General features: G+C 67.8%; 29 protein-coding genes. 22 read left to right on the top strand and 7 right to left on the bottom strand.

The window, feature by feature from the left end; translation table 11 throughout:
• Nucleotides 1-19: 19 nt before the first annotated feature.
• The 3 genes from AB0B72_RS19785 to AB0B72_RS19775 all read left to right on the top strand — a co-directional run bounded on the left by AB0B72_RS19785 (nucleotide 20) and on the right by AB0B72_RS19775 (nucleotide 2,683).
• A complete protein-coding gene (locus AB0B72_RS19785; RefSeq protein WP_367740290.1) occupies nucleotides 20-241 on the top strand; it encodes a hypothetical protein in 222 nt (73 codons plus the stop codon).
• Between the two features lie 66 nt (nucleotides 242-307).
• On the top strand, nucleotides 308-775 hold the full coding sequence (locus AB0B72_RS19780; RefSeq protein WP_367740289.1) for an IPT/TIG domain-containing protein: 468 nt from the start codon (nucleotides 308-310) through the stop codon (nucleotides 773-775).
• A gap of 165 nt (nucleotides 776-940) precedes the next feature.
• Nucleotides 941-2,683, top strand: coding sequence for an HK97 family phage prohead protease (locus AB0B72_RS19775; RefSeq protein ID WP_367740288.1), 1,743 nt, complete (start codon nucleotides 941-943; stop codon nucleotides 2,681-2,683).
• Nucleotides 2,684-3,042: 359 nt separating this feature from the next.
• Here AB0B72_RS19775 and AB0B72_RS19770 read toward each other — a convergent pair whose 3' ends face one another.
• Nucleotides 3,043-3,372: a hypothetical protein gene (locus AB0B72_RS19770; RefSeq protein WP_367740287.1), complete on the bottom strand. Its 330-nt coding sequence runs from the start codon at nucleotides 3,370-3,372 to the stop codon at nucleotides 3,043-3,045.
• 223 nt (nucleotides 3,373-3,595) lie between these two features.
• On the opposite strand from AB0B72_RS19770, the gene AB0B72_RS19765 reads away from it, so the two are divergent.
• From AB0B72_RS19765 to hisG, 4 genes are all read left to right on the top strand, one after another.
• A complete protein-coding gene (locus AB0B72_RS19765) occupies nucleotides 3,596-4,936 on the top strand; it encodes a phage major capsid protein (RefSeq protein ID WP_367740286.1) in 1,341 nt (446 codons plus the stop codon).
• Nucleotides 4,937-5,223: 287 nt separating this feature from the next.
• Nucleotides 5,224-6,540 carry a glycosyltransferase family 4 protein gene (locus AB0B72_RS19760; protein WP_367740285.1) on the top strand — a complete coding sequence of 439 codons (1,317 nt, stop codon included), beginning with the start codon at nucleotides 5,224-5,226 and terminating at the stop codon, nucleotides 6,538-6,540.
• The gene (locus AB0B72_RS19755) at nucleotides 6,537-7,259 is read left to right on the top strand and encodes a hypothetical protein (RefSeq protein ID WP_367740284.1); all 723 of its coding nucleotides are present in this window, start codon (nucleotides 6,537-6,539) and stop codon (nucleotides 7,257-7,259) included. The genes AB0B72_RS19760 and AB0B72_RS19755 overlap by 4 nt, the downstream gene beginning before the upstream one ends.
• 102 nt (nucleotides 7,260-7,361) lie before the next feature.
• Nucleotides 7,362-8,213, top strand: coding sequence for an ATP phosphoribosyltransferase (gene hisG, locus AB0B72_RS19750; RefSeq protein WP_367740283.1), 852 nt, complete (start codon nucleotides 7,362-7,364; stop codon nucleotides 8,211-8,213).
• Nucleotides 8,214-8,231: 18 nt separating this feature from the next.
• On the opposite strand, the gene AB0B72_RS19745 is transcribed toward hisG, so the two are convergent.
• From AB0B72_RS19745 to AB0B72_RS19735, 3 genes are all read right to left on the bottom strand, one after another.
• Nucleotides 8,232-8,522 (bottom strand): PadR family transcriptional regulator, encoded by a 291-nt coding sequence (locus AB0B72_RS19745; protein WP_367740282.1) that lies wholly within the window; start codon nucleotides 8,520-8,522, stop codon nucleotides 8,232-8,234.
• A gap of 110 nt (nucleotides 8,523-8,632) precedes the next feature.
• A complete protein-coding gene (locus tag AB0B72_RS19740; RefSeq protein ID WP_367740281.1) occupies nucleotides 8,633-9,229 on the bottom strand; it encodes a GNAT family N-acetyltransferase in 597 nt (198 codons plus the stop codon).
• Entirely contained in the window at nucleotides 9,226-9,996 is a 771-nt protein-coding gene (locus tag AB0B72_RS19735) for a GntR family transcriptional regulator (RefSeq protein WP_367740280.1), read from the bottom strand. Before AB0B72_RS19735 ends, AB0B72_RS19740 begins: the two co-directional genes overlap by 4 nt.
• A 163-nt stretch (nucleotides 9,997-10,159) precedes the next feature.
• Between AB0B72_RS19735 and AB0B72_RS19730 the strand changes: the two genes are divergently transcribed.
• The 6 genes from AB0B72_RS19730 (at nucleotide 10,160) to AB0B72_RS19705 (ending at nucleotide 13,554) form a co-directional block, all read left to right on the top strand.
• Nucleotides 10,160-10,447 (top strand): hypothetical protein, encoded by a 288-nt coding sequence (locus AB0B72_RS19730; RefSeq protein ID WP_367740279.1) that lies wholly within the window; start codon nucleotides 10,160-10,162, stop codon nucleotides 10,445-10,447.
• 822 nt (nucleotides 10,448-11,269) lie between these two features.
• Nucleotides 11,270-11,776, top strand: a complete 507-nt coding sequence (locus AB0B72_RS19725; protein WP_367740278.1) for a hypothetical protein — start codon at nucleotides 11,270-11,272, stop codon at nucleotides 11,774-11,776.
• A gap of 128 nt (nucleotides 11,777-11,904) precedes the next feature.
• Nucleotides 11,905-12,291: a hypothetical protein gene (locus AB0B72_RS19720; protein WP_367740277.1), complete on the top strand. Its 387-nt coding sequence runs from the start codon at nucleotides 11,905-11,907 to the stop codon at nucleotides 12,289-12,291.
• 27 nt (nucleotides 12,292-12,318) lie between these two features.
• The gene (locus tag AB0B72_RS19715) at nucleotides 12,319-12,954 is read left to right on the top strand and encodes a hypothetical protein (protein ID WP_367740276.1); all 636 of its coding nucleotides are present in this window, start codon (nucleotides 12,319-12,321) and stop codon (nucleotides 12,952-12,954) included.
• On the top strand, nucleotides 12,954-13,220 hold the full coding sequence (locus AB0B72_RS19710; protein ID WP_367740275.1) for a hypothetical protein: 267 nt from the start codon (nucleotides 12,954-12,956) through the stop codon (nucleotides 13,218-13,220). The genes AB0B72_RS19715 and AB0B72_RS19710 overlap by 1 nt, the downstream gene beginning before the upstream one ends.
• Nucleotides 13,201-13,554 (top strand): hypothetical protein, encoded by a 354-nt coding sequence (locus AB0B72_RS19705; RefSeq protein ID WP_367740274.1) that lies wholly within the window; start codon nucleotides 13,201-13,203, stop codon nucleotides 13,552-13,554. Before AB0B72_RS19710 ends, AB0B72_RS19705 begins: the two co-directional genes overlap by 20 nt.
• Here the strand turns inward: AB0B72_RS19705 and AB0B72_RS19700 are convergent.
• On the bottom strand, nucleotides 13,551-14,444 hold the full coding sequence (locus AB0B72_RS19700; RefSeq protein ID WP_367740273.1) for a hypothetical protein: 894 nt from the start codon (nucleotides 14,442-14,444) through the stop codon (nucleotides 13,551-13,553). The two genes, AB0B72_RS19705 and AB0B72_RS19700, sit on opposite strands and share 4 nt — an antisense overlap.
• 450 nt (nucleotides 14,445-14,894) lie before the next feature.
• Nucleotides 14,895-15,416, bottom strand: a complete 522-nt coding sequence (locus AB0B72_RS19695) for a hypothetical protein (protein ID WP_367740272.1) — start codon at nucleotides 15,414-15,416, stop codon at nucleotides 14,895-14,897.
• Nucleotides 15,417-15,691: 275 nt separating this feature from the next.
• Between AB0B72_RS19695 and AB0B72_RS19690 the strand changes: the two genes are divergently transcribed.
• The 4 genes from AB0B72_RS19690 to AB0B72_RS19675 all read left to right on the top strand — a co-directional run bounded on the left by AB0B72_RS19690 (nucleotide 15,692) and on the right by AB0B72_RS19675 (nucleotide 17,615).
• Nucleotides 15,692-16,228 carry a hypothetical protein gene (locus AB0B72_RS19690; RefSeq protein WP_367740271.1) on the top strand — a complete coding sequence of 179 codons (537 nt, stop codon included), beginning with the start codon at nucleotides 15,692-15,694 and terminating at the stop codon, nucleotides 16,226-16,228.
• Nucleotides 16,229-16,289: 61 nt separating this feature from the next.
• Nucleotides 16,290-16,880 carry a hypothetical protein gene (locus AB0B72_RS19685; RefSeq protein WP_367740270.1) on the top strand — a complete coding sequence of 197 codons (591 nt, stop codon included), beginning with the start codon at nucleotides 16,290-16,292 and terminating at the stop codon, nucleotides 16,878-16,880.
• Between the two features lie 62 nt (nucleotides 16,881-16,942).
• The gene (locus AB0B72_RS19680; RefSeq protein ID WP_367740269.1) at nucleotides 16,943-17,188 is read left to right on the top strand and encodes a hypothetical protein; all 246 of its coding nucleotides are present in this window, start codon (nucleotides 16,943-16,945) and stop codon (nucleotides 17,186-17,188) included.
• The gene (locus AB0B72_RS19675) at nucleotides 17,178-17,615 is read left to right on the top strand and encodes a hypothetical protein (protein ID WP_367740268.1); all 438 of its coding nucleotides are present in this window, start codon (nucleotides 17,178-17,180) and stop codon (nucleotides 17,613-17,615) included. Before AB0B72_RS19680 ends, AB0B72_RS19675 begins: the two co-directional genes overlap by 11 nt.
• On the opposite strand, the gene AB0B72_RS19670 is transcribed toward AB0B72_RS19675, so the two are convergent.
• Nucleotides 17,612-18,211, bottom strand: a complete 600-nt coding sequence (locus tag AB0B72_RS19670) for a hypothetical protein (protein ID WP_367740267.1) — start codon at nucleotides 18,209-18,211, stop codon at nucleotides 17,612-17,614. The genes AB0B72_RS19675 and AB0B72_RS19670 overlap by 4 nt on opposite strands.
• Before the next feature lie 169 nt (nucleotides 18,212-18,380).
• Here AB0B72_RS19670 and AB0B72_RS19665 point away from each other — a divergent pair, with 169 nt between their 5' ends.
• The 5 genes from AB0B72_RS19665 (at nucleotide 18,381) to AB0B72_RS19645 (ending at nucleotide 26,505) form a co-directional block, all read left to right on the top strand.
• Nucleotides 18,381-18,968, top strand: a complete 588-nt coding sequence (locus tag AB0B72_RS19665; protein WP_367740266.1) for a hypothetical protein — start codon at nucleotides 18,381-18,383, stop codon at nucleotides 18,966-18,968.
• Nucleotides 18,969-19,613: 645 nt separating this feature from the next.
• Nucleotides 19,614-20,081 carry a hypothetical protein gene (locus tag AB0B72_RS19660; protein WP_367740265.1) on the top strand — a complete coding sequence of 156 codons (468 nt, stop codon included), beginning with the start codon at nucleotides 19,614-19,616 and terminating at the stop codon, nucleotides 20,079-20,081.
• A 35-nt stretch (nucleotides 20,082-20,116) separates the two neighbouring features.
• Entirely contained in the window at nucleotides 20,117-20,356 is a 240-nt protein-coding gene (locus AB0B72_RS19655; RefSeq protein ID WP_367740264.1) for a hypothetical protein, read from the top strand.
• A gap of 201 nt (nucleotides 20,357-20,557) precedes the next feature.
• A complete protein-coding gene (locus tag AB0B72_RS19650) occupies nucleotides 20,558-25,618 on the top strand; it encodes an NlpC/P60 family protein (RefSeq protein ID WP_367740263.1) in 5,061 nt (1,686 codons plus the stop codon).
• On the top strand, nucleotides 25,615-26,505 hold the full coding sequence (locus AB0B72_RS19645) for a hypothetical protein (protein WP_367740262.1): 891 nt from the start codon (nucleotides 25,615-25,617) through the stop codon (nucleotides 26,503-26,505). The genes AB0B72_RS19650 and AB0B72_RS19645 overlap by 4 nt, the downstream gene beginning before the upstream one ends.
• Nucleotides 26,506-26,508: the final 3 nt, after the last annotated feature.

The raw sequence follows: 26,508 nt of genomic DNA, 5'->3' as shown, positions 1-26,508 counted from the left end.
AAGTACTTGGCGTAACGCCTTGAGGTTCCTGGCTGGCGCCTCATTCGTGACGACGGTCTGGGCACTGCTGCCCGCATGGCTCGTCGACGTGGCTACCGCCGGTCAGACGCTGGACCGGACCCGCCGCGGCGAGCTCATCGAAGACACCCGCATGTTCGTCGGCGCGCTCATCGTCGCCGTTGTCATCGTGGACCGTTGCGTCGTCTGGCGCGACCGCAGCCAGGGCAGGTCGCGACGTTAGCGGCGGCGCTTTGCGAGCATCCTGCACGCCACCCCCGTACGGCACGCCTGCGAGAGGGGCAGCGACATGACGCTGGTCAAGGGAGATGGGACTGTGCTCGGTAAGACGCCGGGCGGCACGGTGCTGGAGTCGGTAAGCGAAGCCGACCCGCAGGTGAAGGTCCTGATCCCGGTGTACAAGGAAAGCCCCTACGAGGGCACGAACTACCCGACTCGGGAGCGGCAGATCCGCTTCTACGAGGGGCAGATCATCCGCCAGTCGGAATGGGATGGGCAGTTCACCGCCCCCGCCATCAGCGCCATCTCCCCGGCCACCGGCGGGGCTGCGGGTGGCACCAACGTCACCATCACCGGCAAGGACTTCACCCTGGACACCACGGTGACGTTCGGCGGGAACGCGGCCACCGGCGTCAACATCGTCACCCCGACGACTCTGAAGTGCGTCACCCCGGCGCACGCCGCGGGCGCCGTCAACGTCGTCGTCACCGCCAGCGGCGGTTCGGCCACCAAGACCGGCGGATTCACCTACTCCTGAGTCCGCCTAGCCGACCGAGGACCCCGGCGAGGTGTCACCGCATGGTGGCCTTCGTTTCGCCGCCGGGGTCCTCGCCATTAACCAGGCCGCGACCTTAGCGACCATGCGTCCTTACCTTGCCGAATACGCGCGCCCACCCCCGTGTCGTGCGAGGGAGAAGCGCTGGTGTCGGTCAAGACGGCCCCGCGGACGCCGGGCCTTGAGTACAAGGCGTCCACCGCCAGCCCGTCGGAGGCGGCGGGGCTTATCGAGGCTGACGAGGAGACCGGCCTCGTCGAGGCCATTGTCTCCGTGACCGGCGTTGTCGACTCCGACAACGACGTCATTCAGCCGGGCAGCTACGCCAAGACGCTCGCGCGGCGCCGCCCGAAGGGCATTTTCAGCCACGACTGGCAGCGCTGGGTCGCGCGCACGGAGGCGATCGAGGAGCTCATGCCGGGTGACCCCCGGCTGCCGACGACCACCAAGGACGGCCACCCCTGGCCGTCGCACGCGGGCGCGCTGTGGGTGAAGGCCCGTTTCAACCTCGACACTCGTGAGGGGCGCGATGCCTTCTCCAACGTCCGCTTTTTCTCCGAGACGTCGGAGGCGGAGTGGAGTATCGGTTATCGCGTCCCGCGGGACGGCTCGACCCGCAAGGACGGCGTCCGCCACATCAAAGAGATCGACTTGTATGAGTACAGCCCTGTGTTGTTCGGCGCCAACAGCATGTCGGGGACGCTGAGCGTGAAGGAGCTCGACGCCGCAGACGGTGAGCCGGTGCCCGACCGCGACCCGTCTGCGGCGCCGCCGGAGGAACCGCCCGCCCAGCCTGACCCGCCGGTCGCCGAGCCGGGGAGTCTGGACGGCCCCGCCGACCTGGAGGACGAACTGCACGTCCAGGCGCTGGCCGACCCTGACTTCGAGGCGGCCTCCACGGTTCCCGACGACGCCCCGGCGCTCCCGAATGAGAGTGCCGCTGAAGATTCCGAAACGGAAACCGCCGAACCGGAAGAGCAGGAAGGGCAGGAACAGGAAGAGGAGCCCGCGAAGGAATCCAAGGCTGGCGCCCCCGGCGTGTCCGACACCCCTCAAGACGAGCGGTCCGTCGCCCAGCTCAAGCGCTGGTATCTGCGGGGTGAGGGCGCCGCGCAGATCCGCTGGGGCACCGGCGGCGATTGGGAGAGGTGCGTCCGGATCGCCGGGAAGCACATGGACCCTGCCAAAGCCAAGGGCTTCTGCGCCAACCTGCACAAGGAAGCGACCGGGGAGTGGCCGGGGCCGCACGCCCACGAGGGCGGCCGCAAGGCCGACGACGCGCCCTCGTCGCAGGAGCCGACCGCGCCGGAGGTTGTGGAGTCCAAGCACTTCCCCTACCTGCCCGGTAGCTATGAGGAGCTGCGCGAACAGATCCGCCAGCACGCCGCCGCCCAGCTCAAGGTCGATCACGTCGAAGTTCTCGGAACGTGGCCGGAGCGGGCTGTCCTGACGGCGTACTCCGCCGACTCCGGCGCCGCCTCCTACGAAGTGCCGTACGGCTTCACCGCCGAACAGAAGCAACTCCTCGTGGGCGCGCCGACGGAAGTGCAGCTCGTCGTCGGGACCGAAGGCGAGGGGGAGGCGTTGCTGCCGTTCCCGGGGATGGTCGATGACGTTGCGGGCGCGGTGAAGGCGTTCGTTGCGCACTACCCGGAGGAGAAGGCGGGGCGCGTGCTGAGCGGAGTGAACGCAACGCGCCTCAAGGCCGCCGTGGAGAACCTGGTGGCAGTATTGCGGGCCGCAGGCATTGAGATCGGCCAGCCGGAAAAGCCGAAGGAGGCTGAAGCGCCGCCGCCCGCTGAAGCCCCGATCGACGGCAAGGTGCTGCTGCCGCCGGACATCTTGGCGAAGGGCTACCGGCTGGTCGCCGAGGCGCACGCCCGTTCGTAGCAGGAGGACACCGCATGCGCATGTGAGAGCCTCGGGAGCACAGCGATGCGCATGCGGTGTGGTTTGTGTGCGCGACGTAACCCCTCAGAAACGCCGCGCACGCCCCCCTACATATACGGGGGCATCTCCCCGGGGCGCCGCCGTCGTCGTCGGGCCTGAATCCCCGGCAACGCCCCGGGGAGACTTCCCCGTTGGACGGCAGGGGTCCCCCTGAGGTGAAGCGGGCTCCGCTCAGGCTTCCTGCGCGTCCGACTCGACCAGCAAGCTCCCGGTCGAGAATGCGACGTGACAGACGATAGCGAAGGCCCGTCGTTTGAGCGGGTACTTAGTGACTTTCCGGTGTCGGCGTGTCGCGCCTGTCAGAACTCGTCATCGTCGGCCGCTGTCACCACTCCGCACGCGGGGTGGTGGTACAGGTCGCACACCAGGTAGCCGTCTTCCACCGCGCATTCGCGGCGGTTCATCGCGCGCAGCACCGCCTTCACCGGCGCCGCCGTAAGGAACGCCGCCGGGTCGCCGCCGGGCTCGTACAGCGACTTGACTGCGACGACGACGCTGTGGCCGCCGTCGGCCGTATAGCAGTACCAGGGCAGCAGTATCAGCGGCAGTTCCCCGGGGTAGCTTCGGCCCGGGACGGTCGCGCCGCCGGTCGCCAGCTTCACGAGGGCCGCGCAGTCCCGCACGAACATCTCGGCTCCATCAGGGGTCGGAGACGGTGAGGCCGTCATCGTAGAGGCCGCCTCCGACAACCCGCAGCCGGTAGGGCGCGACACTACCCAATTGGCCGTTTTACCTTCTCCACGATCGTGTCGTCCTGGTGCTGACCAGGCGAACGGCGGACACCACCCCGCTTCGCTGCGGCCACGCGCTCCCCTAGCGCCCCGGGCCGCTGTTCGCCAGGAGCAAGGACACATGGCTGCCGCCACGGCAATCAAGGATCGCCTGAAGGAGCTCAACACCGCCCTTCAGGCCAAGGCTGCGGAGCTGGAGCAGATCTCCGCGGCCTTCAAGATCGAAGGCAACAACGTCGAGGTCTCGACCGAGCAGCGTGACGCCTACGTCAAGGCTGTCAACGCCGCCGAGAAGATCAAGCAGGACATCATGACCGAGGAGAAGGCCTACGGCGTCTTCGAGTTCCTCGGCAAGCCCGAGCAGGGCGTCCCGGCCGCGGCCGCCGACGCCGCCAACACCGCCCGGCCGACCATCATGGGCGCCAAGGCGCTGTCGGAGATGTTCCTGGAGTCCGAGGCCTTCCAGGAGATGAAGGCCAGCGGGTTCCGGAACTTCGGCCAGGTCGCCACGTTCGAGCGGGGCATCGGGACCTTCCAGCAGGCCCTCCAGCTCAAGGACATCTACAGCGCGATGGCGGGCAACATCACGCTGCCCGCGCTGGGGTCGCAGACGGACCTGGGCCTGACGCCGCGCATGATCCGCCCCGGTCGCGTTCGGGACCTTTTCCCGTCCGAGACCACCACGAGCAACTTGCTCTACGGCATCCGTGAAGTCGGGTTTACCAACCGGGCCGCGGTTGTGCCTGAGCGGCGGGCCGCCGACGGCGTGAGCGCCCCGACGGGCGGGCCGACCGACGTGTATGGCCTCAAGCCGCGGTCGGACCTCCAGATCGTGCCGGTTACGTACCCCATCGCCACGATTGCCCACATTATGTACGTTCATCGCAACACCCTGGCCGACGAGCCCCGCATGAGGGGGCTGATCGACAGGGACATGATCGACGGCGTCAAGCTCGTCGAGGATGCGCAGATCTTGTACGGCGACGGCATCGGGGACAATTTGACCGGATTGTTCAACACTCCGGGCGTCCAAACCTACACCGGCGACTCCGCCGACCCCCGAACCGCGCAGATTCGGCGGGCCATTACTCGCGTAATGCTCGCCTACTACGTCCCGAGCGGCGTCGTCATGCACCCGCTGGACTGGGAAGACCTGGAGCTGGAGCGCGACGACACCGGCGCCTACCGGCTCGCGGTCAACGTTGCCGTCGGCGGCGAAAAGCGCCTGTGGCGCCTGCCGGTCGTCGACACGCCGGTCATTCAGGAAGGCAAGTTCGTCATGGGCGCCTTCGGAACCGGCGCCAAGATCTACGACCGCGAGCAGGTCAACATCCAGGTCAGCACGGAGAACCGGGATATGTTCGAGCGCAACGCCGTAACGGTGCGTTGCGAGGAGCGCCTGGGATTGGTGGTGGATCGTCCCGAATCGTTCCTGATTGGGACTCTCACCACCCCGGCGTAACGATTATCCAGCTCTGTCGGATTTCGCTTCCCGTAAGGGAGTGTAACCGGAGGAAACGGTTGCCGATGAGATCATAGGTGACTAAATTCGGCGCACGTCCCTGTAGCACGGGGCTCGTCCAGGCCCTCGCCCGCACCGGCGAGGGCCTGTTCAATTCCCGGGACGGTAATGCCATCGGAACTCATTCCTGGCTACAGGTTTGCATCCGGGTAGTCACTGTGCGCCGACTAAGTACCCGGCATACGATGGCGGCAGGTGAGCGACCGGGCACCTTGGCTAGGAGAGCCATGACCCGCTCCACGTTCCCGCAATCGCTCCTCATCTGCGGCTACGACCTGCGCGGCGTCACCAACGCCGGGCAGCGCAACACCCGCGAGTCCGGGATGGTCACCCGAACCCACCAGCTCATCGGCGGCTTCGCGCGCCGCCACCCCGACACCCGTCTCAGCGTCACCATCACCGGCGCCCGGGAGTCGATGGGCCCCTACATGACGCTCACCCCCGAGGGGGTCAACGTCAGCGTCCGCGAGATCGGCACGCAGTTCCCCAAGCACCTACGGACCAACGACCTCAAAGACCGCGAGAAGGTGCAGCGCTTCTACGAGGACGAGATCGACGAGTTCGACAACCCCATCTGGCAGAACCTGGCTGGCCAGTACTCCTGCGCCGCCTCCGGCGAAGGCGCCGACCACATCCTGGCGCAGTCCATCAACCCCCTCATCGCCTTTCTCAAGGCCCGCGAGTACGGCTGGAAGCCGATCCCGCTGACCGGCGTCGTCAACGACACCGGCCCCGAATTCGCCCGCCGCTTCGGCTACCTGGCTGACCGCATCTGCGCGGGCTCGCCCGTCACGGTGATCGCCGTGTCGGCGGCGGTGCGGGCCGAGCTCATCGACGCCGGGGTTCCCAAGTGGTCCATCCGTACGGTGCTCAACGGGATGGACGTGGAAGGGTTCGAGGCCCGGTTGCGGCGCGCGGAGAAGCTGAACCTCTGGGAGAAGGTCTGCGCCCGCAACGGTGTCCCCCGGGGGCGCCGCGTGGTACTGATGTCCGCCCGCCGGGTGGAGTGGAAGGGGGCCGAGGACCTCATCCGAGCTGCGAGCCGCCTGGCCGAAGACGGGGCGATCGGCGGCGCCTGCGTCGTCATCAACGGCGCGGGCCTCCTCGACACCCGCGAGCCAGGGTTTGAGAAGGCGCTGGCGGCGCTCATCGCTGAGCGGAACCTCAACGGGTCGGTGTTCCTGCTCGACGAACTCACCCAGGACGAGGTGGCCGCCTGCTACGTCGGCGCCGACGTGTGCGTGCACCCCTCCCGCAAGGGCGAGCCGTTCGGGTACGCCAACTTGGAGGCGATGCTCGCGGGCGTGCCGGTCATCACCACCAACCAGGGCGGGCCGCTGGAGTACATCGAGCACGGGGAGTCCGGCGTGCTCGTCCCGCCGTACAGCCCGAACGCCATCGCCTTCCGCCTGGGGCCGCTGCTTCACGATGACGACCTGCGGAAGCGGATGGGGCGAGCGGCCAGGGCCAGCGCCTCCCGCTTCACCCTGGAGGCCATGGTCAGCGGCTACGAGGCCGCCATCACCTCGGTGGGTGTCGCATGACGCTCCTAACTCCCTCCCCCCGACCCACTCGTGCCAGGTACGAGCGGGTCGGGTTCGGCAATCACAGCGACGTGTACCGGCGCCCCGGAAGCCGGTGGTGCGTGCAGGTGTTCCGGCCGGACTGCCCCGAGCTCACCCCGGACAAGGTGCGCGAGGAGTACGCCTACCTGGTGCGCGCGTACGCGGCGATGCCGGGCCTGATCCCCTGGCAGCGGCTGTTCGTCCCCTGCGAGGGCGCTCACATATGTGAGGCGCTCCTGGTGAAGGAGTGGGCGGAGGTGGACTTCTCGCGGCCGCTGAACCAGGTCCGCGGCGGCGACCTTGACCCGGCCCGGCTGGCGCAGGTGGAGGAGTTCATCCTGCGGACCCGCAGCCAGCTTCTGCACGCCCGGTTCGAGGAGACACTCCTGGTGGACATCTTGGACCCGCGGTGGACGAACGTGGCGTTCGACACCGCGGGACGGCTGCGGGTGCTCGACACCAACCGGCTCGTCAGCACCCGGGCGTTGCGCAGCCTGGCCGCCGGGGAGACGTTGGACATCGTCCGGCGCCGCGTCCACGCCAAATGGATGCGGCGGCTGATGTTCCTGGAGTCGCGGTTCCTCGGCCGCGGGCCAGGGGCGCTCACGGCCGACCCGGTGTACACCCGCTACCTGGCGCCCGGCGACTTTGAGGCGCTGTTCTCCGCGAGCGCCGAGGCGGGCGAACCGATCGAGTGAGGATGCGCGACGGCGGCCCCGGGGCGGTGCGAAATTCCCCGGGGCCGCCGTCGTGCTGTGACACGATCACAGGGATATCCCACTTCGTCGAAGGGAAGCGCCATGCTCCGAATCGCCATCCCCAACAAGGGCTCCTTGTCCGCCCCCGCCTCGGAAATGCTCCGCGAGGCCGGGTACCGTCAGCGGGCCGACTCCCGGGAGCTCGTCGTCGTCGACCACAACGCAGGCGTCGAGTTCTTCTTCCTGCGCCCCCGCGACATCGCCATCTACGTCGGCTCCGGCAAGCTCGACATCGGCATCACCGGCCGCGACCTGCTGCTCGACTCCGATGCGGCTGCCGTCGAGGTGCTGACGCTGGGCTTCTCCTACTCCACGTTCCGATTCGCTCGCGTCCCCGGCGCCGTCTGGGGCGTGGAGGACCTAGCGGACAAGACGATCGCCACGGCCTACCCGGGCGTCGTCGCCAAGTACCTCGCCGAGCGCGGTGTACAGCCGGGCCACCTGGTTCGCCTGGACGGCGCCGTGGAGACATCGCTGAAGCTGGGCGTGGCCGACTGCATCGCCGACGTCGTGGAGACCGGCGGCACGCTGCGGGCGCTAGGACTGGAGGTGTTCGGCGAGCCCATCATGTCGTCAGAGGCCATCGTGGTCCGCCCGGCCGCCGCCGGGGCCGCCAGCGACGCCGAGGAGAAGTTCTTGCGGCGCCTGCGGGGCGTTCTAGTCGCCCGCCGGTACGTGATGATGGACTACGACATCCCCGCCGAGCAGGTCGAGTCCGCGGTGGCGCTCACCCCCGGCCTGGAGTCGCCGACGGTGTCGCCGTTGCACCGCGAAGGGTGGGTGGCGGTACGGGCCATGGTCTTGGCGGAAGAGGCGCAGAACATCATGGACCAACTCGAAAGGGTCGGCGCTCGGGCGATTTTGACGACAAGCATTCACGCCTGCCGAATCTGACCAAGACCTTCCGGTTCATTACGCCGACTTTGCGCGGGCCGCGCGGATGTCCTCGTACTGGCGTCGAGCGGCCGCGGTGAGCACGTAGATGCGGCGGCGCGGTCGGCCTTGAGCTAGTTCCGGCTCCATGCCGCTGGCTACCCATCCGATGCGCTCCAGCCGGGCGAGGATCGGGTACACGGTGCCCGGCAGGAGGCCGGTTGTCCGGCAGATGGAGTAACCCCATAGGGCCTCATGAGGCGCGGCATCGGCAAGCTCGTCGAGGACCAGCCGGGTCGTCATGGTGAGCCGCGGTCTGGGAAGGCTCATGGGGTCATGGTGGCAAAACATGAAGGCCGTCCGGTCGGGGGAACCGGACGGCCTTCATGTTTTGCTTACTGGCACTGGGTTGTTTACCCCAGGTTTGCGTCGAGTAACGCTTATCTGGCGGCTGCCTGAAGGGGGAGTATCGTTTCGCCCCCCTTGTCGTCGCCGTCGTCGACGAGGCGGATGTTGGCGGGGGCAGTGCGGAGTTCGACGGGGCGCTGGAGGAGAAGTCCGGAGTTGCGGCCGGGGACGATTGCGGTCCGTACGTACCGGAATCCCCGCTTCTCGTAGTAGCGCCGCAGGCCGTTGTTGGTGCGCCAGATGTCGATGCGCAACCATGTGCGGCCGCGGGCCTGGGCGCGGTCGCAGGCCCAGTCGATGATGGCGTCGCCGAGGCCGGTTCCGGCGTGGGAACGGGCGACGATGAGCTTGTAGAGGTGGTCGGCGTCGTCCAGGTGGTCGGCGTCGTTCCAGAAGTCGAGGTCCGGCCCGGCTATCCGGCATGTGGACGCGATCTGGCCGTCGTCGCAGATGACCCAGCTTTCGCCGTCTTCGACGTTTTTGCGGATGAGCTGGCGGGCGCGGTCGTGCCACTCGGGGGTCCACTGGGTGACTCCTGCTTTGGCCAGCCACTGTTCGGCTTCGGTGCGGAGGGTGTACAGGGCGGGGAGGTCGGAAAGCGTGGCGGGGCGGATGGTGTATCTGGTCATGAAGCATCCAGTTCGTAGACGAGGATGTACCGGTCTCCCGGCGCGATGGTGATCATTACTCTGAGGGTTTTGCCTTGGGAGTCGTAGCCGGTGCGGATGTGCTCGGCCACGGGGGTTCCGGGGCTCATGTCCAGTGCGTCAGCTTCCGCCCGGGTGGGCATCCGGGCGTGGACTTCGTCGATGAAGCGCGCCTGGACGAGGCCGATGCTGGCGAGGACGCCGCCGGGAGCTGAGACGTCTTTGGGCTGCATGAGGGGGGTGCCGCGGACGTCTTCTTCGTGGAAGTAGCTCGTGGCGAGGGCGAAAGGCGCTCCGTCGACGTAGCGGATTCGCCGCCGCGCGACGGTGGGCGTCTCGGGGTCGACGCCGAGGAGTTCGGCGACGCGCGGGGGTGGGTAGACGATGGCGACTTCCACGTCCTGTCGCGGTTCCCGCCCCTGGGTTCTGACGTCTTCGGCCCACTGGTCGCTGGCGGGGTCTCCGGCGGCGTGGCGGGCGATCGACTCGAAGGCTGATAGGCGCCAGCGGAGAGGCTCCCAGGTTCTGACGGTCCGCGGTCGCCCCTGGCCGCCGGAGATGAGGCCTTCCTGGGCGAGGTTCCGGAAGGCGAGCCGGACGGTTTGGCGACTGACTCCGTGTTTGGCCTGTAGGTCTGCTTCGGAGGGGAGGGGGTCGCCGGGCTTCAGGTTTCCCGAGTCAATCTGTTTGCGTAGTTCGTCGGCTATTTGCTCATAAAGGTGCTTGTTGTCCGGATTGGAAGGGGTCATGAATCACTTCCCTCTCTCTCGCCTCTCCACTGTATGGGTGATTACGGCTCGTACGCCTTCAGCCTACGCTTTAGCTTGTACGGCCAAGAGGTACATGCTACCTTGACGATACGCCGCTTCCGAGGGGAAGCAGCGGGCATTAACCCCCATTTCGGGAGCGAATATGGCGGATACTGCGCAACCGGAACTGCCTTACGGCGACTTGGCCATAGCCCTTTCCGCCGGGCCCGCCGACTTGCCGCTTCCCCGTCGCGCCGAACGGGGCGTCGAACGCCTCGGCGGGCGCGACGCCGTCGCGGAGTTGTCTCGACGGTGGACAGAGCTGAACCTCGCGCTCATCGGCGAGGGGATTCAGGACGACATTTACGTGGATCGCATGCGGCAGCTCGGGCTTGACCCCGACCGCCTGCAAGCACTCGCGGTCGTCGACTGGGCGCGCTTGCCGCGCTGACTAGACGTGAATGGCCGGGCCCGCGCCCTACACCCCACCCAATTACACCCATAACCGAATAAGGGCTCCGGTCGCTCGGCGGGCCCGGCCATTCATTTTCACCCCATCTGGTCGTGTCGCACAACTGGCACGCGACGCAAGTAACCTCCGCATCTACGGTTTGGCGACGCTGTGTCCGTCCAAACTGGAGGCGTTCATGATCAAGTGTCTAGCCGTCGCAGTCGTCCTCGCCGCAATCGGCGTGGCAACCGGGTCACCCGCACACGCAGACCCCGCGCCGGGGGTCGAATCCGCTCAGGTGAAGGCGGGAGTCCGCCTCGTCCTCCCCGGGCATCTCGACGTCGCCTTCTCGAACCTGGGAACAGTCGGGGAAACGCTGCTGAAACTCAACGAATGCGTGCGAACGCCCTGACGGATCTAGCTAAATGTGATCTGCTGATCGCTACCGGTAACTTTCGGGGGCGCACAACGCCACTACCCACCTGGAGGTACCCTGACCGCTCAGAAGCCATCCTGTGAGGCCCCAGTAATACGCCGGGTGAAGTTGATCCGAGGGTGCCCGCTTCGCCCGCGAAGCGGGCGGCAGCGCAAAAAGGCCATTCCATGCAAACCCGCCGTGATCGACTCCTGCCCGGAATGCTGGCACCGGCAGCGGCCATGCCCCTACGTCCCAAGCAGATCTTGGCATCCCCGCTGTGAACTCGACGAATGACAAGTAGGGCCCTCGCGCGGGGGCCCTACTTGCGTTAGGGCGCGACCTTACCGCCGCCCCCCTCCTAGCCTGCTCGCGACATGTGGCCGTGAAGCAGGGGGAGAGCTGACGTGGCCGAACGCACCAACCGGAAAGCTGCCGCGGCGGAGGACGCCCACACCTCTGAACCCGAGGCCGCGCCCGCGACTCCGGCCGCGGAACAAGCCGCCCCGCAGGCGCCGGAGGCCGCCCTGGCGACCGCCGCGGCGCCGATCGAGACGCCAGAGCGGTATGCCCAGCGTCAGCCCGCAGACGGCCACCCGGAATCCACAACCAACAACGTGGCGGCCAACGCGGCACTGCGGTCAATCACCGGGTTCAACCACCGGCGACTGCTGTCCGATGACGCCGAGCCGCGCGAGCTTTCCGTTGACGAGATCTTCGAGTTCCCCGCGGGGGATGACCCGAAGACGACCGCGACGGTCAAGCAGAAGGTCATCGAGGAGTACGCCACCGAAAACTCCTCCCGGCTCGCCACTCACATCCTGTTCGCGGCGGGCCAGGAGGTCCCCGTATGGCAGGCGAAGCAACTTCAGGACCACTACCGGGAGCACATGAGCAGCCCGTCACAGTCCTGAAGTCCAAGTGCGCGAGGGGTGCCGTTACTAGTGGGGTGGGCGGGACCCTGGCGCAGCGGGGGCGCGGCGAACTTCCGTTGGGGGTGGGAGCAATGCCGCGCCCCCTTACTTTCCTGAGGGGGCCACTCGTGGCGACCGTGGCGGTCGACTTCGACGGGGTGATTCATAGTTACGAGGAAGGGTGGGCGGACGGCACGATCTACGGCGGTCTCGTTCCTGGGACAACCTCGGCACTCCGGAACCTCATGCGCGGATTTGCCGTCTACGTGCTCACCTGCCGGACGCCGCTGGAACACGTCGCCAAGTGGATCACTTTGGCCACCGAAATCCCCGCGGTCGCAGATCAGGGCACATTGAGGTTCTGGCACGAGCGGGACCGGATCTTGGTCACCGGGCGCAAACTCCCGGCAATCGCTTATATCGACGACCGCGCCGTCGCCTTTCGGGACTGGGGGCGGGCGTTGAGCGACGTGGCGGCGATCCACTGCGCTGCAACCGGAAGAGCGCGACCTTAACCGGCGCAGCCTGGAAACCTCCGCGGCATGAGTACTCCCGCCCCGCCGCCGCTGGTCGTCAGTGTCAGCGACCTCGCGCGGCGTCTCGGTTTGCCGCTGCCGCTGGACGAGGGCGACCGGTGGATCGTGGAGACCGTCATTCGGGACGCGCAGGCCGACGTGGAGTCCTACCTCGGGCGGCCGATCACCCCGGCGACATACACCGACACCGGCCTGTTCCCTCGCTGGGATGGGCGTTGGGACGTTACCCACCCGCCGGTACGTGAGGTCATCTCGGCGACCCCGGAGGAGCTTCTCGGTAGCGAGACGGGCCGCTACACCGTCGTCTACACCTCTGGCCTGGATGTTGCCGCTGACCCTGAGCTGGAGCCGGTCCGGCGGTTCATCCGGGCGCACGCCATGCACTTCCCCGAGATGCGCGCGCTCGCGCAGCGGCTCGCGCCTGACGCTGGGCGCGCCGTCGCCTCCGTCACCGTTGAAGGCCAGTCCATCGCCTACGAGGCGACGGAGGAGTCGGCCGCGGGCGGTGTCGGTCAGGTCGGCTCCCTGCCGGACTTCACGTCCATTGACCGCTGGAGAGTAAAGGGGAGGCGCGTCCACCAACCTCCCAGCCTTCTCCACCTCGAAAGCCGCCACCGTTACAGGCAGCAGTGGTGGGCCTGATGCGCCGCTTCGTGCTGTACCGCAACGAGGACGTTTCCGGCGTGTCCGGGGTCGGCGTGCGGGTGTGGGGCGTCCAGTGGCCGGACGGCGCAGTGGCGTACCGGTGGAACACGCCGCTGGCCACCACGTGCGTCGCCGACAAGGTGGAGGACGTGGTGGCGATCCACGGCCACAACGGCGCCACCATGCTCATCTGGGTCGACTCCGAGGAGGTGGCGCAGAGGTGGCGAGAGGTAGATCGACCTGATGGCCGTACTACTGGCTGACCGCGCCCTTGGGGTGCGGCGGCGCGGTCCGGCGAATCTCGACGCTCATGGTGATCGGGTCGGCGGCGCCTGGGGGCCGGTGACTGGGCCGTGGCCCGGCCGCGCCGCTGAAGGGCCCGACGTTCCGCCCGGTCAGATCGGCGGCCGGGCATGGGTACTGGCGGTGGACCCGCGCGCGTGGCCCATCGCGCAGAACGACCTCGTCGTCGACACCGGCAGCGGGCAGGAGTGGCTTGTTACCTCAGCCGATCTGCTGACCAACACAGCCGATCCGACCGTGACCTACATCCGCGTTACCGGTCATTTGCGTACCGCCGCCGGGACGCGCCCCTAGGTGTAGAGGCGCACGCTGTAGGCGGATGGCCGCCCGCGGCCGTGCTCGGGGTGCGGGCTTCCACGGAAAACCACGGCGGTGTTGACCGGTATCGGCGCGGTGAGACCGTCCAAGAGTTGATCTACCCCGACGAACCACTCGCGCAGGTTGGTGTCTTTGACGAAGCCGTAGGGGCTACCGGGGTCCCATCTCGTGACGATGCCGACGTGGGCGTTGTCGGAGGTCTTCGGCGCCGAACTGCCAATGATCGCGGTCGGGGTTACGAACGGGTAGGGGAACGCGGGGTCTTCTTTGCAGTACTTCACGGCGGCGTCGAACAGGTCAAGCAGCGGCGGCGTGTGCGCTACCGAGTCCAGCAGCAACGGCGAGGTGATGACCTCCTTGGGGCCGCGGCCTCCGTCGAATTGGATGTCGGCGGCCGGGATGACCACTAGGACATCTTCCCGATCGAGGTAGTCGACCAGGGGCGCCAAGTTGCCGTTGGCGGTGTACAGGACGGCGACATGCAGGGGAACGTCTCGGGCGCACCGAAGGGCCTCCAAGGCGAAGATCGTGTTGGCGGTGCGCTCGCCGTTCGGTCCGACGGGGGCGTGGTGGGCGACTACTCCGGCGCGTTCCATGACCGTGGCGAAGGCGACGGGGGTGGTGATGTTGCCGCGTCGCGGCGGCCGGACGCTGTGGGCTTCGACGATGGCGCACTGGCTGAGCGGGAGTCCCATCGTCTGACTTGCCCAGAGGCGGAAGACGTCGAAGACGCCCTCAATGGACGGCCGGGATTCGTAGGCGCTGTGGTATCGGAAATAGTCGCTGATCAGGCTGTAGATGACTTCGTCGACAAAGATTCCGATGTTGAGCTGGTCGTCTTCGTTGTCTTCCTCGTGGAGGGCCACGGTTCTCCTAGTTCACAGGTGACTATCGGCGTGGTTTCGAGCATCCGCAGGATGTAGCCGCATATTGCGGCGAAAACGACAATCGCGACACTCGTCGCGGCGGCTACCCAGCCGATCGTCTCGGCCAGGAAGAGGGCGAGGGGAAGGCCGAAGGCGATGACGGACAGGCCGAGAGTGATGAGGGTGACGACTGCCACTCCCGCCCGCCCGGGGGTGAGGTGGTAGTTCACCGCTGGGGGCTTTTCCGCTGGAGTTCGGTCATAGAGGGTTGCCTCATTACTTACTCCAAGATTGCTTGGGGTGTCGGTGTCCAGTTGCGGTCCCGTCGCGGGTGTCTCATGTGGCCTCCTGACGCGAGGTCGCTCGTCCCGCTACCAGACGCGAATACTACACGTACTTAGTCGCACGGGGAGGGGGAAGAGTGACCTCGCGTCAAGTCGATCGGCGGCCTCAACACCAGGCCCAGGCGACGATCTTCTTGGCGAGGCTCTCCCGTGAGGCGTACGCGAAGGGATGGCCGGACTTCTCGACGGACTGGGCGGCGTCGTTCCGCGACATGTTCTTCCAGCCCTTCACCTTGCGGAGCTCCTTGAAGAAGCGTTCCGCCGCGGTGCTGGGCTCGGTGACCGCCGAGACGGACCCCCAGTAGCTCCCGGCGTGCATCTGGAACAGCCCGTAGGCGATCCCACCATCCCCGGGGGCGGAGTCGTGCCGCAGGGACGACTCCTGAAGGGCGGCCATGACGCCGACCTCGGCGCCGCGCCGCCCCATGCCCATGCTGCGGGCGGTGTCGACAATGGTTCGGGCGTTGTCCTTCTGCACCCCGCTCAGGCCGAGGCCCTTGGAGGAGCGGCACGAGGTCGCGGCGGCGGAATTCTCGGCGCCCGCGTCGCATCCGGAGGCTGCGCCGGTGATGGACATGATGACAGCGGCGGCGCCGCCGACGGTCGCGATGAAGCTCTTGTTCATCATCAGTTGCCCCCGGCGGTGTTCGCGTGGGCGGGGCAGTTCGGGGCGGGGCACGCCACGTTGGCGTGGCCCCCGTTGCCGCCGGTGTCGGCGGTCTTGTGGCTCACGATGTATCCGTGGCCGTTGCAGATTTCGCACATGGGTCCTCCAAGGGGTGTGTGGTGTCGGTCGCTCGTCCGACACCCCCTTAATATACAGGTACTTAGCGCGTAAAGCTAGCCCCTACCGGCCGGTATGTGGGCGCGACATAACCCCAGGTCAGGGCATAGTTTCTACGGGTGTCCTGGACCCCGCCCCCTGGCAGCATCGGCTTGACCTATGCCTACGGCCTCACCCACGTACGCGCCTCGATCGGTCAGATCCTCACTGGCGAGGTAACCCACTACACGCACGCCTTCATTGCCCTCGGCGGCGGGAAAATCATGGAGCCCTGGCCATCGGGTGCCCGCATCAGCGACATATCCGCCTACTCCGACGAGTACGTCGCCTACGGATGGCCGCTCGGGTTGACCAGCGAACAGCGCGACGACCTGGTCAGCGTGGCATTGTCCCTGGACGGCGCCTGCCACGGCCTGTCCGATTACGCCGCACTCGCGCTCACCCGCCGCGGTGTCGGCCCGGACCGGCTGCACCGCCGCGTACGTAGCGGTGACCGCATGGTCCCTGCGCGATTCGTCGCAGAGGTGTACGCCCGCGCCCTCGTGCCGCTCCTGGAAGGTAAGGAGCCGCACGAGGTGACCCTGGAGGACCTGGGCACCCTGTTCATGACCTCCGAGTCGTGGGCCCTGCATGTCCCCGCGGCGTACTACGCCTGACCTAAGACCGCCTACGGATGTACCTTTTGGCCGCGCCCATCCCCTGTTCGAAGGTCAGGGGGTGGGCGTCGTCGTGAAAGTCGAGCTCCGCGACGACCTCAATCAGGTCGTTGCCCGAATGATCCGAGGGAAGGTGGAGCGGATCGCGCGGGAGGTCGCCGCCGAGGCCGCGGCCAACGCGCCTGCGGCCAAGGTCTGGATCACTGCGGCCGACGAACGGGTGCGCCCATCCCACGTCGATGCCGAAGGGCAGACCATTCCGGAGAACCTCCGGTTCAAGCTGCGCAAGCAGCGTTACGTCGGCGGAACCGGCCGCGGCTCGGGCCGCCGGGCGGTTCACTACTCCGGTGTGGCCGTATTGACCTCCGGATACGACCTGGCGCGCAAACCGCGCGACCCGGCGTTGCCGCGCGACCAGAAGGACCGGTGTCGCTGCATCAGCGTCCGCATCCCCAACGCCATCGCCCGGAAAGTCCACGCGGAACCCGCTGTGATTGAGGGCTCGCGCGTCACGGCCAGGATAGTGGTGCAGTTCCAACGTATCGCCGAATCGGAGTTCGGTACCTCTGGCGACCCGGGCACGCACTTCCTCGGCCGCGCCGTCAATACGGTCGCCGCCCGGCTGCGCGGCGCCTCCGCCCGCCGGACATGAGGCCGCGACCTTAGCCCCTTCCCCGCTGCATCCTCCCCCGGAACGCACACCCGGGGGGAACTGTGGCGACTCAGGTAACGCTCAAGCTCGCGCACCCGCTGCTGGCCGACCAGGCGGCCGCGGTACGCGCCAAGGACACCACCAAGGACTACGCCGTCGGCGACGAGATCACCGTTCCGCTCGCGGAGGCCAGGGCGGTCATCAACGCGGGGTACGCCATGGGCGTCGACCCGGAGAACAAGCAGCAGGTAGAGGCTGTCCTCAACGCCAAGCCGACGGCCAAGAAGAGCTCGGGCGGTGGGAGCTGACGACCTGGCTCGCGCTCACCCGCTCGCCCGGGTGCTGGCCTGGTTGTCGTCGCATCCGGCGGTCACGGCGGCGCTCGGCGGACCGGGTCGCGTGGGCCTCTACAACGAGCCGCCCTACCCTCGCTTGCGGGTGGTCGACACCAATGCCGGGACCGACCGGGACCTCCGGTGGCTCATTGCTCCGGAGATCCAGATTGAGGCGTACGGGGACCTGGACGGCACTCCAGGCAAGGCGGCGCTCAACTTCATCCTTTACACCGCGCTCGGCGCGCTGAAGGAGCTCCCCGAGCAGGCCGCCGCTCCCGGGGAGCCCGTCATCACGCACGTGATGTCGTCGCGGGGCGGCGGCCCCGTCCCAGAGCCGACCGGTCAGCAGCGGTACGTGGCCGCGGTGCTGGTCTACGCCCACCCCGGCACGCCCGTTTAGATGAAGTCGAACGTCAACTGACCGGCCTCGGCGAGTTGCTGGTCGCGGAGCCGGGCGAGCGCTGCCCGACGCCTGGCGTTGTATTCTGCGCAGGCGACACGATGGCAAATCCGGCAGTGCCGCCAGCCGTCCTTGTCGACGTAGGTGTTCTCCCGAGTGAACGGGTGCCCGCTGTCACACTCGTCCTTGTTGGCATTCAAAGCCGGGGGCGATCCACCACGCGCCCAGTTGAGGATCTGCGGGACGGCCTGGGTGTGGATGACGCACCGCCGGTGCGGGCATGACCGGCCGCGCGCGCAGACCTCACGGTTGTGGCACAGGTGGTCCAGTTCGTAGCCCTCACGGACCGGCCCCAGGATTTGCTGATGGAGCCACAGGTGGCCGCTGATGAGAGCGCGGCCACCTTCTGGGCGGGGCGGCCCGGCGCGGAACTGGCTATAGCCGTCCCGGTCGGTGGCCGCTTTCCAGACAATGCACGGCCCGAGCATGGGCTCATGCGCGGGCACCTCGCCGAGCTCGATTTTGGCGAGGAACCGTCGGCCGTCCGCACTGTCGGACAGCAGCCGTTCAAGATCTTCGAGCGTGTACGTGTCCAACGGACGCGCTCCCGTGGGGTGGGGAATCAAGCGGGGCGAATCATCTCACGGCTCACGGGCACTTCCCAGCACCGAAGCCCTTGAACGGGAGAACGCGACGTAACGAACCCGGCCTGCCTACCGTCATCCCCGACGCCCACCCCCATGGACAACGTCGGAAGGACGACCCATGGCGGGGGACAACACTCGCATCCTCGTGCCTCAGATGGCACGGGTCTACTTGGCCCCGGTGGGCACGGCGGCCCCCGCGGACCCCGTGGTTACGCCGGACGAGGACTGGCGTGACGTGGGACTTTTCACTCCCGACAGCCTCCAGTGGGCGACCGACCCTTCTTTTGAGGAGGTTCGGTCCCACCAGGACAACTACCCGACGCGCCGGTTCCAGACGCAGGACAGCGCGTCAGTCCAGGTGGACCTTCAGGAGTGGAGCGGCGACAACTTCAAGGCAGTGTTCGGCGGCGGCACCATCACCAGCGTCGCTGCCGTTGTCGGCCCGCCCGCGACCATCCTGCACTACAAGTTCTCCCCTCCGACTGTCGGCGGGAGGCAGACCGTCGCCGCGATGATCGAAATCATCGACGGGACCAAGCACTACCGGATGATCATTCCGAAGGCGGAGCAGAACGCCGGAGCCGAGGTCTCGCTCGACCGCACCCAGGAGTCGCGGCTGCCGCTGCGGCTCACCATCATCGGCTCGTCCGTCGGCGACCCGTTCTACCTGCTCACCGACGACCCCGCTTTCGCGCCCGCACCGTAGGAGCGCCGGAAGCCAGAGCCATGGCTTGAACCGGCTGTAAAAAGTCGTCAACGGCCGTTAAGAGATGTAACCGGTCTTGCCCCGGCTGGGGCGGAACGCGACGATGAAGTCATGGCGCTGTTCCCGGGGATGGGGCACCCATTAAGGGGAGAGTCAGGTGGAGCTGGGCCGCAAGGCAGCTCTCCCCTGCGAGGCCCGGCGCCGGGAAGGCGCGCCGGGCCTCGCCCGTTATCTGCCTCCCAAAGCCTGCCAGTGGGCCGCGTAAAGGCCAGGCAGGGGCGGCGTGTCAACTTCGGCGCGAGGCGGGGCGTTCCGTACGGTAGCGGCTAAGTACCTGCGTTATGGGACGCCCCCCGGCGCACGGTACGTGCCGTCCCCCCCGAGATGGCGGGTCTCGCGGCGCGGGATAACGAGGGGGCGGTCCGGCTCTTCAGGGGATGGGCGCCGGACCGCCCCCTTGCTCTCGCAGGGCGCGACCTTAACCCCTGCGTCTTGGCAGCCTCCGTGCGATCGATGGCCGCACGGACGGGGGAACGCATGGGTGCCGCACTGGGCAACCTAGACGCCAAGAGGGTCGAGCGGGCGCGGGTGAGAGCCGCTCGGAATCAGGGCCGGGGGGAGAACCTTCCAATCGTCTTGAATGGTGTGACGATTGCGGAAATCTCGGCGGAGTTCCCACTCGACCTGCTGGAACCGCTCCAAGCATTGAACGTGGACTTCGCCCTGCTGGTCCGGCAGGCGTTCGAGCTGATCAACGCCACGGAGGACAACGGCAACGTCGCGACGCTGTCGATGCTGGTCGACGTCCTGGTGCTGAACCCCCACCTGCCGTCGGAGCTACTCGCCGCGGTGAAGGAGATGGGCAAGCGCCTGCTGTCAGAGGACGGGTACGCGCTGCTGATGGCGCAGCGCCCCTCCCCGTGGGACATTGGCGCGCTGGTCAGCGACCTGTTCGCCTGGTACGGCGTGAGCCTGGGGGAATCCTCGCCGTCGTCCGAGTCCTCGACCAATGGAGCGATCTCGAATACGACCTCCGAGACCGCCTCGGCGTCGACGCCCGAGGTCTCTGGCGACACCCCGCCGATCCCCGCTTCATCTCCGTCCAGCAACTGATCGTCTATTTGACTCGACTGCCGGACGACTGTCTAGTGCGGACAACCCCGGAGATCCGGGTGGAGTTGCGCCAGTCCAAGGAGTGGTCGATCGACACCGAGCTGCTGGCGCAGCTCATCGAGGAGGTGTCGATTCTTGCGGCGGAACAGCGGCGCCGTAAGCCGCGGGAGGTGCGGCGGCCGGACTTTTTGCGGCGCAACTCGGCGGGTAAGCGCGGCATGGCGCACGCCGTGAACGTGCTGACTAGCAACGCCCGCCGAATCCACTCCCGGTAGACGCGCGGGGGTAAGGGCCGCGGCCGGTTCCTGTGTAACTCCCGGCCAATTCCCAGCATCTCCAAGATCTGGGAGTTGGCCGGAGTGCAGGCGAAGGGCGCGACGTAACCATGCCCGCCTTCCTACCTTCAGTGCCTGACGCCCACCCCAATGAGCGCCGTCTCGGCATAACCGCGGCGGCTCGCCAGGGGAGGCGCAGCGGTGACCGAAGACGCATCGGCCGGGCGCCTCCACGCAGAAGTGGTCGCTGACGTCTCTGGCCTACGTCGCGACCTGGAGGCCAAGCTCAAGACCGAGCTGGCAAATCTCAAAGCGGAGATCAAGGCGAAGGTTGCCGCCCGGGTCGAGGTTGATCGGGCGCAGATCCGCCGCGAGCTGGCCGACAAGGTGGCGGAGGCGGCACGCGGCATCAAGGCAACGGTCACCGTCAACGTCGACGTCGACACCGCCGCCGCCCGCGCGAAGATCAAGACGCTTGATCGCACCAAGGTCACTGTCGACGTTGACGCCAACACCGCGGCGGCCCGCGCGAAAGTCGCCGCGATCAAGGCTACGGCGGTCAGGCCGATCAACGTCCCGGTCAACGTGTCCGCCGGTACGGCCATTCAGTCGCTTGGCCGGGCGCTGGCCACCGCCTCCATGTTCCCCGCTATCGCGTCGGGCCTGATGTTGGCGGCCGGTGCCGCGACCAACCTGGCGGCTTCACTGTTTTCGGTGGCGTCGGCGTCCAGTCAGGCGGTCGGCGTCCTGGCGGCCATCCCGGGCCTGGCGGGGACGGCCGCGCAGGGGCTTGGCGCCTTGATCATCGGCTTCAGCGGGATTGGTGCTGCCGTCAAGGCGCTGGACAAGGCGCAGATCAAGCAGGGGGCCTCGGCGGCACAGTCGGCCGCCCAACAGGTCAATTTTGCCGAGCAGGTCAAGGCCGCCAGGGAACGCCTGACACGCGCTGAAGAAGATGCCGCAGCCCGGGTCAGGGAGGCCCGCGAGCGCGTAGTCAGGGCGGAAGAGGCCGCCGCCGAGAGCATCCAGTCCGCCCGGGAGCGCCTTGCGTCGGCCCAGGAAACCGCCGCCGAGCGGGTTGCGACTGCGCAGGCACGGCTCGTGCAGGCTCAGGAGGATGGCGCCGACCGGCTGGCGGCGGCCGAACGCCGCGAGGCCGAAGCCCACGCTGGTGTTGAACGGGCCCTGGTAACGCTGGACGAGGCCCGCAAGGACCAGATCAGGCGAATGGAGGACCTGCGGCTTCAGGTGGCGGGCGGCAAGCTCGACCAGGAAGCGGCGCAGATCGCTCTGGAACACGCCCAGATCCGGCTCCAGCAGATCATGGGCCCTGGCTCTAACGCTTCTGACCTGCAAAAACGCGAAGCGGATTTGGCGTACCGACAGGCGCAGCAGCGACTCGAAGAGGTCAACGCCCGACAGAAGGACCTCACGCGGCAACAGAAGGAAGCCGACAACGACGGCGTCGAGGGCGCCAAAAGCGTCCGGGACGCCCAACAGCAGGTCACCGACTCCATTCAGGCTCAGGCCGATGCTGAGCGGGAACTTCAGCGCACGCGCGTCGACTCGGCGAAGGACATCGCGCAGGCGCAGCAGGAGCTCGCCAAGGCGCAGCGTGAAAGCACCCGCGATATCGCCGATGCCCAACGCGACCTGGCGCGCGCCCGCAGGGACGGCGCCAGGGAGGTCGCCGACGCTCAAAAGGCGGTCCGCGAGGCGCAGCGCGACGGCGCCCGTTCCATAGTTGACGCCCAGCGCGCGCTCGCGCAGGCGATGCGAGCCGGTTCGGCCGCCGCGGGCACGCAGAGCGCGCAGATGACCAACCTTGCCGTCGCGATGGGCCGCCTGTCCCCCGCCGGGCGCAGGTTCGCACAGTTCGTCAAGGGTGTCCTGCTGCCGCGGTTCCGGGAAATGCGGGCGTCGGTGCAGACGGCGTTGCTTCCCCCGCTTCAGACAGCGATCACTCGGGCGATGCCGCTGCTCGACACCATTCAAGGCGGGTTGGTCGAAACCGGTAAGCGGCTTGGCGACCTGGCGTTGAAGGGCGCGGAACTGGTCCGTTCGCCCGGGTTCCGCGCCGACACCGCGAAGATCATGAAGTCGAACAACCGGGCGTTGACCAGCTTCGGCGGAGCCGCACTGCACCTGATCAGCGCGCTGCGACACCTGGCGGTTGTGGCCGGTCCCGTCTTGCTGGAGCCGTTTGCCCGGTGGACTAAGCAGCTCGCCGCGTCGGCTGACGCGGCGGCGAAGACAGGCCGGAAGACCGGCACCCTGGAGCAGTTCCTCAAGCGCGCCAAGAAGACCGCCAAGACGCTGTACCACATCTTCCGCGACGTCGCCATAGCGATCTACAACGTCGGTCGCGCCGGGCGCCCTACCGGTGACAACGCCCTCAAGGACATGGCGGACTGGGCGGCCGATCTCCGCAAGACAACCGCCGACCCCAAGTTTCAGCAGGCCGCGGCCAAGTTCTTCGAGCAGGCGCTGCCGGTCGCCAAGAAGTTCCTCGACTCCTTCGGGAAGATCTTCGATCTTTTCCTGCGGCTTGGGGAAGCTACCGGCGGCGGAACTCTGAACGGGTTCTTCACCGTCTTGGACGGCATTGTCGGCCTGCTGGAAACCATCGCTTCCCTTCCCGGGGGCGGGCCGATCTTGACCGCGCTGTTCACCCTGTCCGGCGCGGGCCTCGGCATCGGTCTGTTCGCCCGCGGGCTGGGCCACATCGTCACCAACCTCGGCCGCCTGTCGAAGTTCACCGGCCTGACAAAGATCGTCGGCGGCCTACTCGGCCCGCTGACCGGCGGCCTCGGCGTCAAGGGTGCCGCCAAGCTCACCGCCCGGCAGGCTGGCGGCGCGATCAAGAGCGTTGCACAGGGTGCCGCGCTGCGCGGCATGTACGCCTGGGACGCCGTGAGCGGAGCGGTCGGCGGGGCTGCCCGCAAGGTCGGGGGCGTTGCCAAGCGCGGCGTTGGGGCCGTGGTCGATAAGGCCACCGGCGGCCTCGGCGTCAAGGGTGCCGCCAAGCTCACCGCCCGGCAGGCTGGCAGCGCCGTGCGCTCCGGGGTCAGCGCGGCGGGCTCGTTCGTCAGCGACACCGTCGGCGGGGCGGTCGGGTCGGCGGCGTCCAAGGCGGGCGGCGCGGTAAAGCGGGTCGGCAAGGCCGCCGGGGGCGCGGTAAAGCGGGTCGGACAAGCCGCGGGCGGCGCAGTCAAGCGCGGCGTCGGGGCGGTGGCCAAGCGTGTCGCCGAAAGGGGGGGCGAGCGGGGCGCGGCCAGTGTCGCCGGTGTCTTGGGCGGGCAGGCGGTCGCGGCTGGAATCGAGCGGGCCACCGGCGCCGCCCGCAACGCCGCCAAGGCGGTCGGCACCTACACCGGGGCGCTTGCTCGCGCGGGCGGCGGGGCGATCCTCAAGGGTCTTGGTGCTGCCGCATCGGCCATCGGAGGGGTGGTTTCCGCCGCAGGGCGCGGGGTGGGCGCCCTGGCGTCGCTAGCCACAGCGCACGGTAAGGCGGCGTTGGCCGCCGCCGGGCAGGCGGCCAAGACGGCACTGGTCACCATTGGTCAAAAGCTCGCCGCGGCGGCAACAACAGTGTGGACCGCGGCGCAAAAGCTCTTGAACTTGGTCATGTCGAATAACCCGCTGGGCTGGGTCATCAAGATCGTGACCTTGCTCGTGGGAGCGCTCGTGCTCGCCTATACCAAATCGGAGACCTTCCGCAAGATCGTCGACGGGGCTTGGGCTGCGATCCAAAAGACGATCAAGGTTGCCTGGAACGAATACATCCTGCCCGCTCTTCGCGGGTTCCGAGACTTCCTGGTCAACACGCTCGCCCCGAAAATCTCGTGGCTCTACAACAACGTGATCAAGCCTGTCTGGAATTTGATCACTGGAGCTATCAAGGTCGCCGTCGGCTTGATCACGGGCAACTTCAGCCTGGTCAAAAAGGGCTTGGACACTATGGGCAACGCCTTCCAGACGATCTGGAAGGTGATCAAGGCGGCCTGGGACAAAGTCGTATCCATTTCCAAGGTCCCCGTCCGTTTCATCGTGGACACGGTCCTGAACAACGGGATCTTGAAGGCGTGGAACAACGTCGCCGGGTTCTTCCACATTGAGCCCAGCAACCTGCATATCGACCTGCCCAAAGGGTTCGCTGGCGGCGGTGTCCTGCCCGGCTACACCCCCGGCCGGGACGTGCATGATTTCTTCTCCCCCACCGGCGGCGCGCTGCGCTTGTCCGGCGGTGAGGCCGTCATGCGGCCCGAGTGGACACGGGCCGTCGGTGAAGACTACGTCCGGGCGTCCAACGCGGCCGCCCGCACCGGCGGAGTCCGCGGGGTAGCCAAACTCCTCGGCCTGGCCGGTGATCCGGGCCCGGGGTTCGCCGACGGCGGGATCATCGGCGGGATCAAGAGCTTCTTCGGCAAAGCGAAGGACTTCTTCGTCGGCGGCATCCGCAAGGCCGCCTCGGTGGTGGTCGACCCGATCCTCAACGCCATCGAGACCCGGATGGCGGGGTCGCAGTTCACCCGGTCTCTCGCGGCGGTCCCCCGGCGCATCTTGAACGGCTTCCTCGGCTGGCTCGACACCAAGGAGCCCTCGATTGGCGGTCCCGGGCATAAGGCCGTCGCACTGGCCCGCACTCAGATCGGCGTGCCGTACGTGTGGGGCGGGACCGCCTGGAACAAGGGCCTGGACTGCTCCGGCCTCGTCCAGCAGGCATGGTTCCGCGCTGTCGGCAAGCTGATGCCGCGCACCACATACACGCAAAAGCCCTGGTTGGAGCCGGTGTCCGGGCCGCCGCGCGAAGGTGACATCGGCCAACCCCACCCCGGCCATACCTTTCTCTTCTCCGGCAACGGCAAGATCATTGAGGCGCCTTACACCGGCGCCCGGGTCCGCGAGGTGCCCGCGCGCCCCGCATGGTGGGGCCGCCCCCCAGCCAGCTTCCTGCGCGACGACGGCGGACCGGTCTACCCCGGCCTCAACGTGTACGACAACCGCACCGGCGGCATGGAGTGGATTCTCACCCCCGACGCGGTGCGGCTTCTCGGTGGCCCGGACGCCATCGACCACCTCAACAGCGAAGCCGCCAAGGCGTACCGCTCGCGCACCCCCGTCGCCGCCGTCCTCCCGGGGGCTGCCAGCGGCGGCCGGGCCGCGCCGACCGTGGTCCAGCACATCCACCCCCAGCCCCGCCAGTCCGAACAGGAGATCGGTGCCGTCTCGGCCAGGAAGTTGGGGGCGATGCTCCGATGAGTTTCCCGCTCACCACGCCCGTCTACACCCTCGGCACCTGGGAGGGGAACGTCACCGACGACTACGGTGTGGACTGGATCGTGGAGACCGAGGACGGCTGGTCGTCCTCCCCGCCGATCCGCGCGCAGGTCGAGGCCCGCAGTAACGCCGACGGCGGCTGGGGCGGGCCGGGCTTTTACGACTCCCGCGTCGTCACCTTGAGCGGCCACGCCATCGCGCCGGACCGGATGACGATGCTGGCCGCCAAGGACCGCATCAAGTCCGCCATCAGTCCCCGCTCACCGGTCCAGCTTCAGGTCGCCGAAGCGCACCTCACCAGGGTTGCCTCAGTGCGCCTGACCGACCAGATTGACCTTGCCGACGTCAACAGCTTCGCCTTCACGTGGGCGTTCACCCTCACCGCCGTCGACCCGCGGCGGTACGACGCCAACCCCGTCACCGTGACCGCAACGCTCCCCGTCGGGCTGACCGCGGGCCGCACCTACTCGCGCACCCACCCCGTGGTGTACGGCGGCGTCACCCCCGGCGGTGGCGGCTCGGTGTACATCCAAAACGACGGCGACTACGACGAAACCCCCGCGGTGATCACCTTCGTCGGTCCGTTGGTGACGCCCCGGGTCGAGCACCCCCAGTCCGGCCGGTCCCTGACGTTCGACGTGACGCTCGACTACGACGACACGTTGATCGTGGACCTGAAGGCGAAAACCGCGCTGCTCAACGGCGCTGTCAACCAGGCCTACACCATCACCGCGGGCAGCGCCTGGTTCATGCTCACCCCCGGGTTGAACGAGTTCGCCTTCCGCGGCACCGCGGGGACCGCCCCGCCGGACATCACACCCACCCCTGTCCCGCAGATGACCGTCACCGCCGCCTCGGCGTGGACCTGACAG

The sequence above is a fragment of the Microbispora sp. NPDC049125 genome (assembly GCF_040802045.1).
GTDB lineage: Bacteria > Actinomycetota > Actinomycetes > Streptosporangiales > Streptosporangiaceae > Microbispora.
This window is presented reverse-complemented; position numbering and strand designations above follow the sequence as displayed.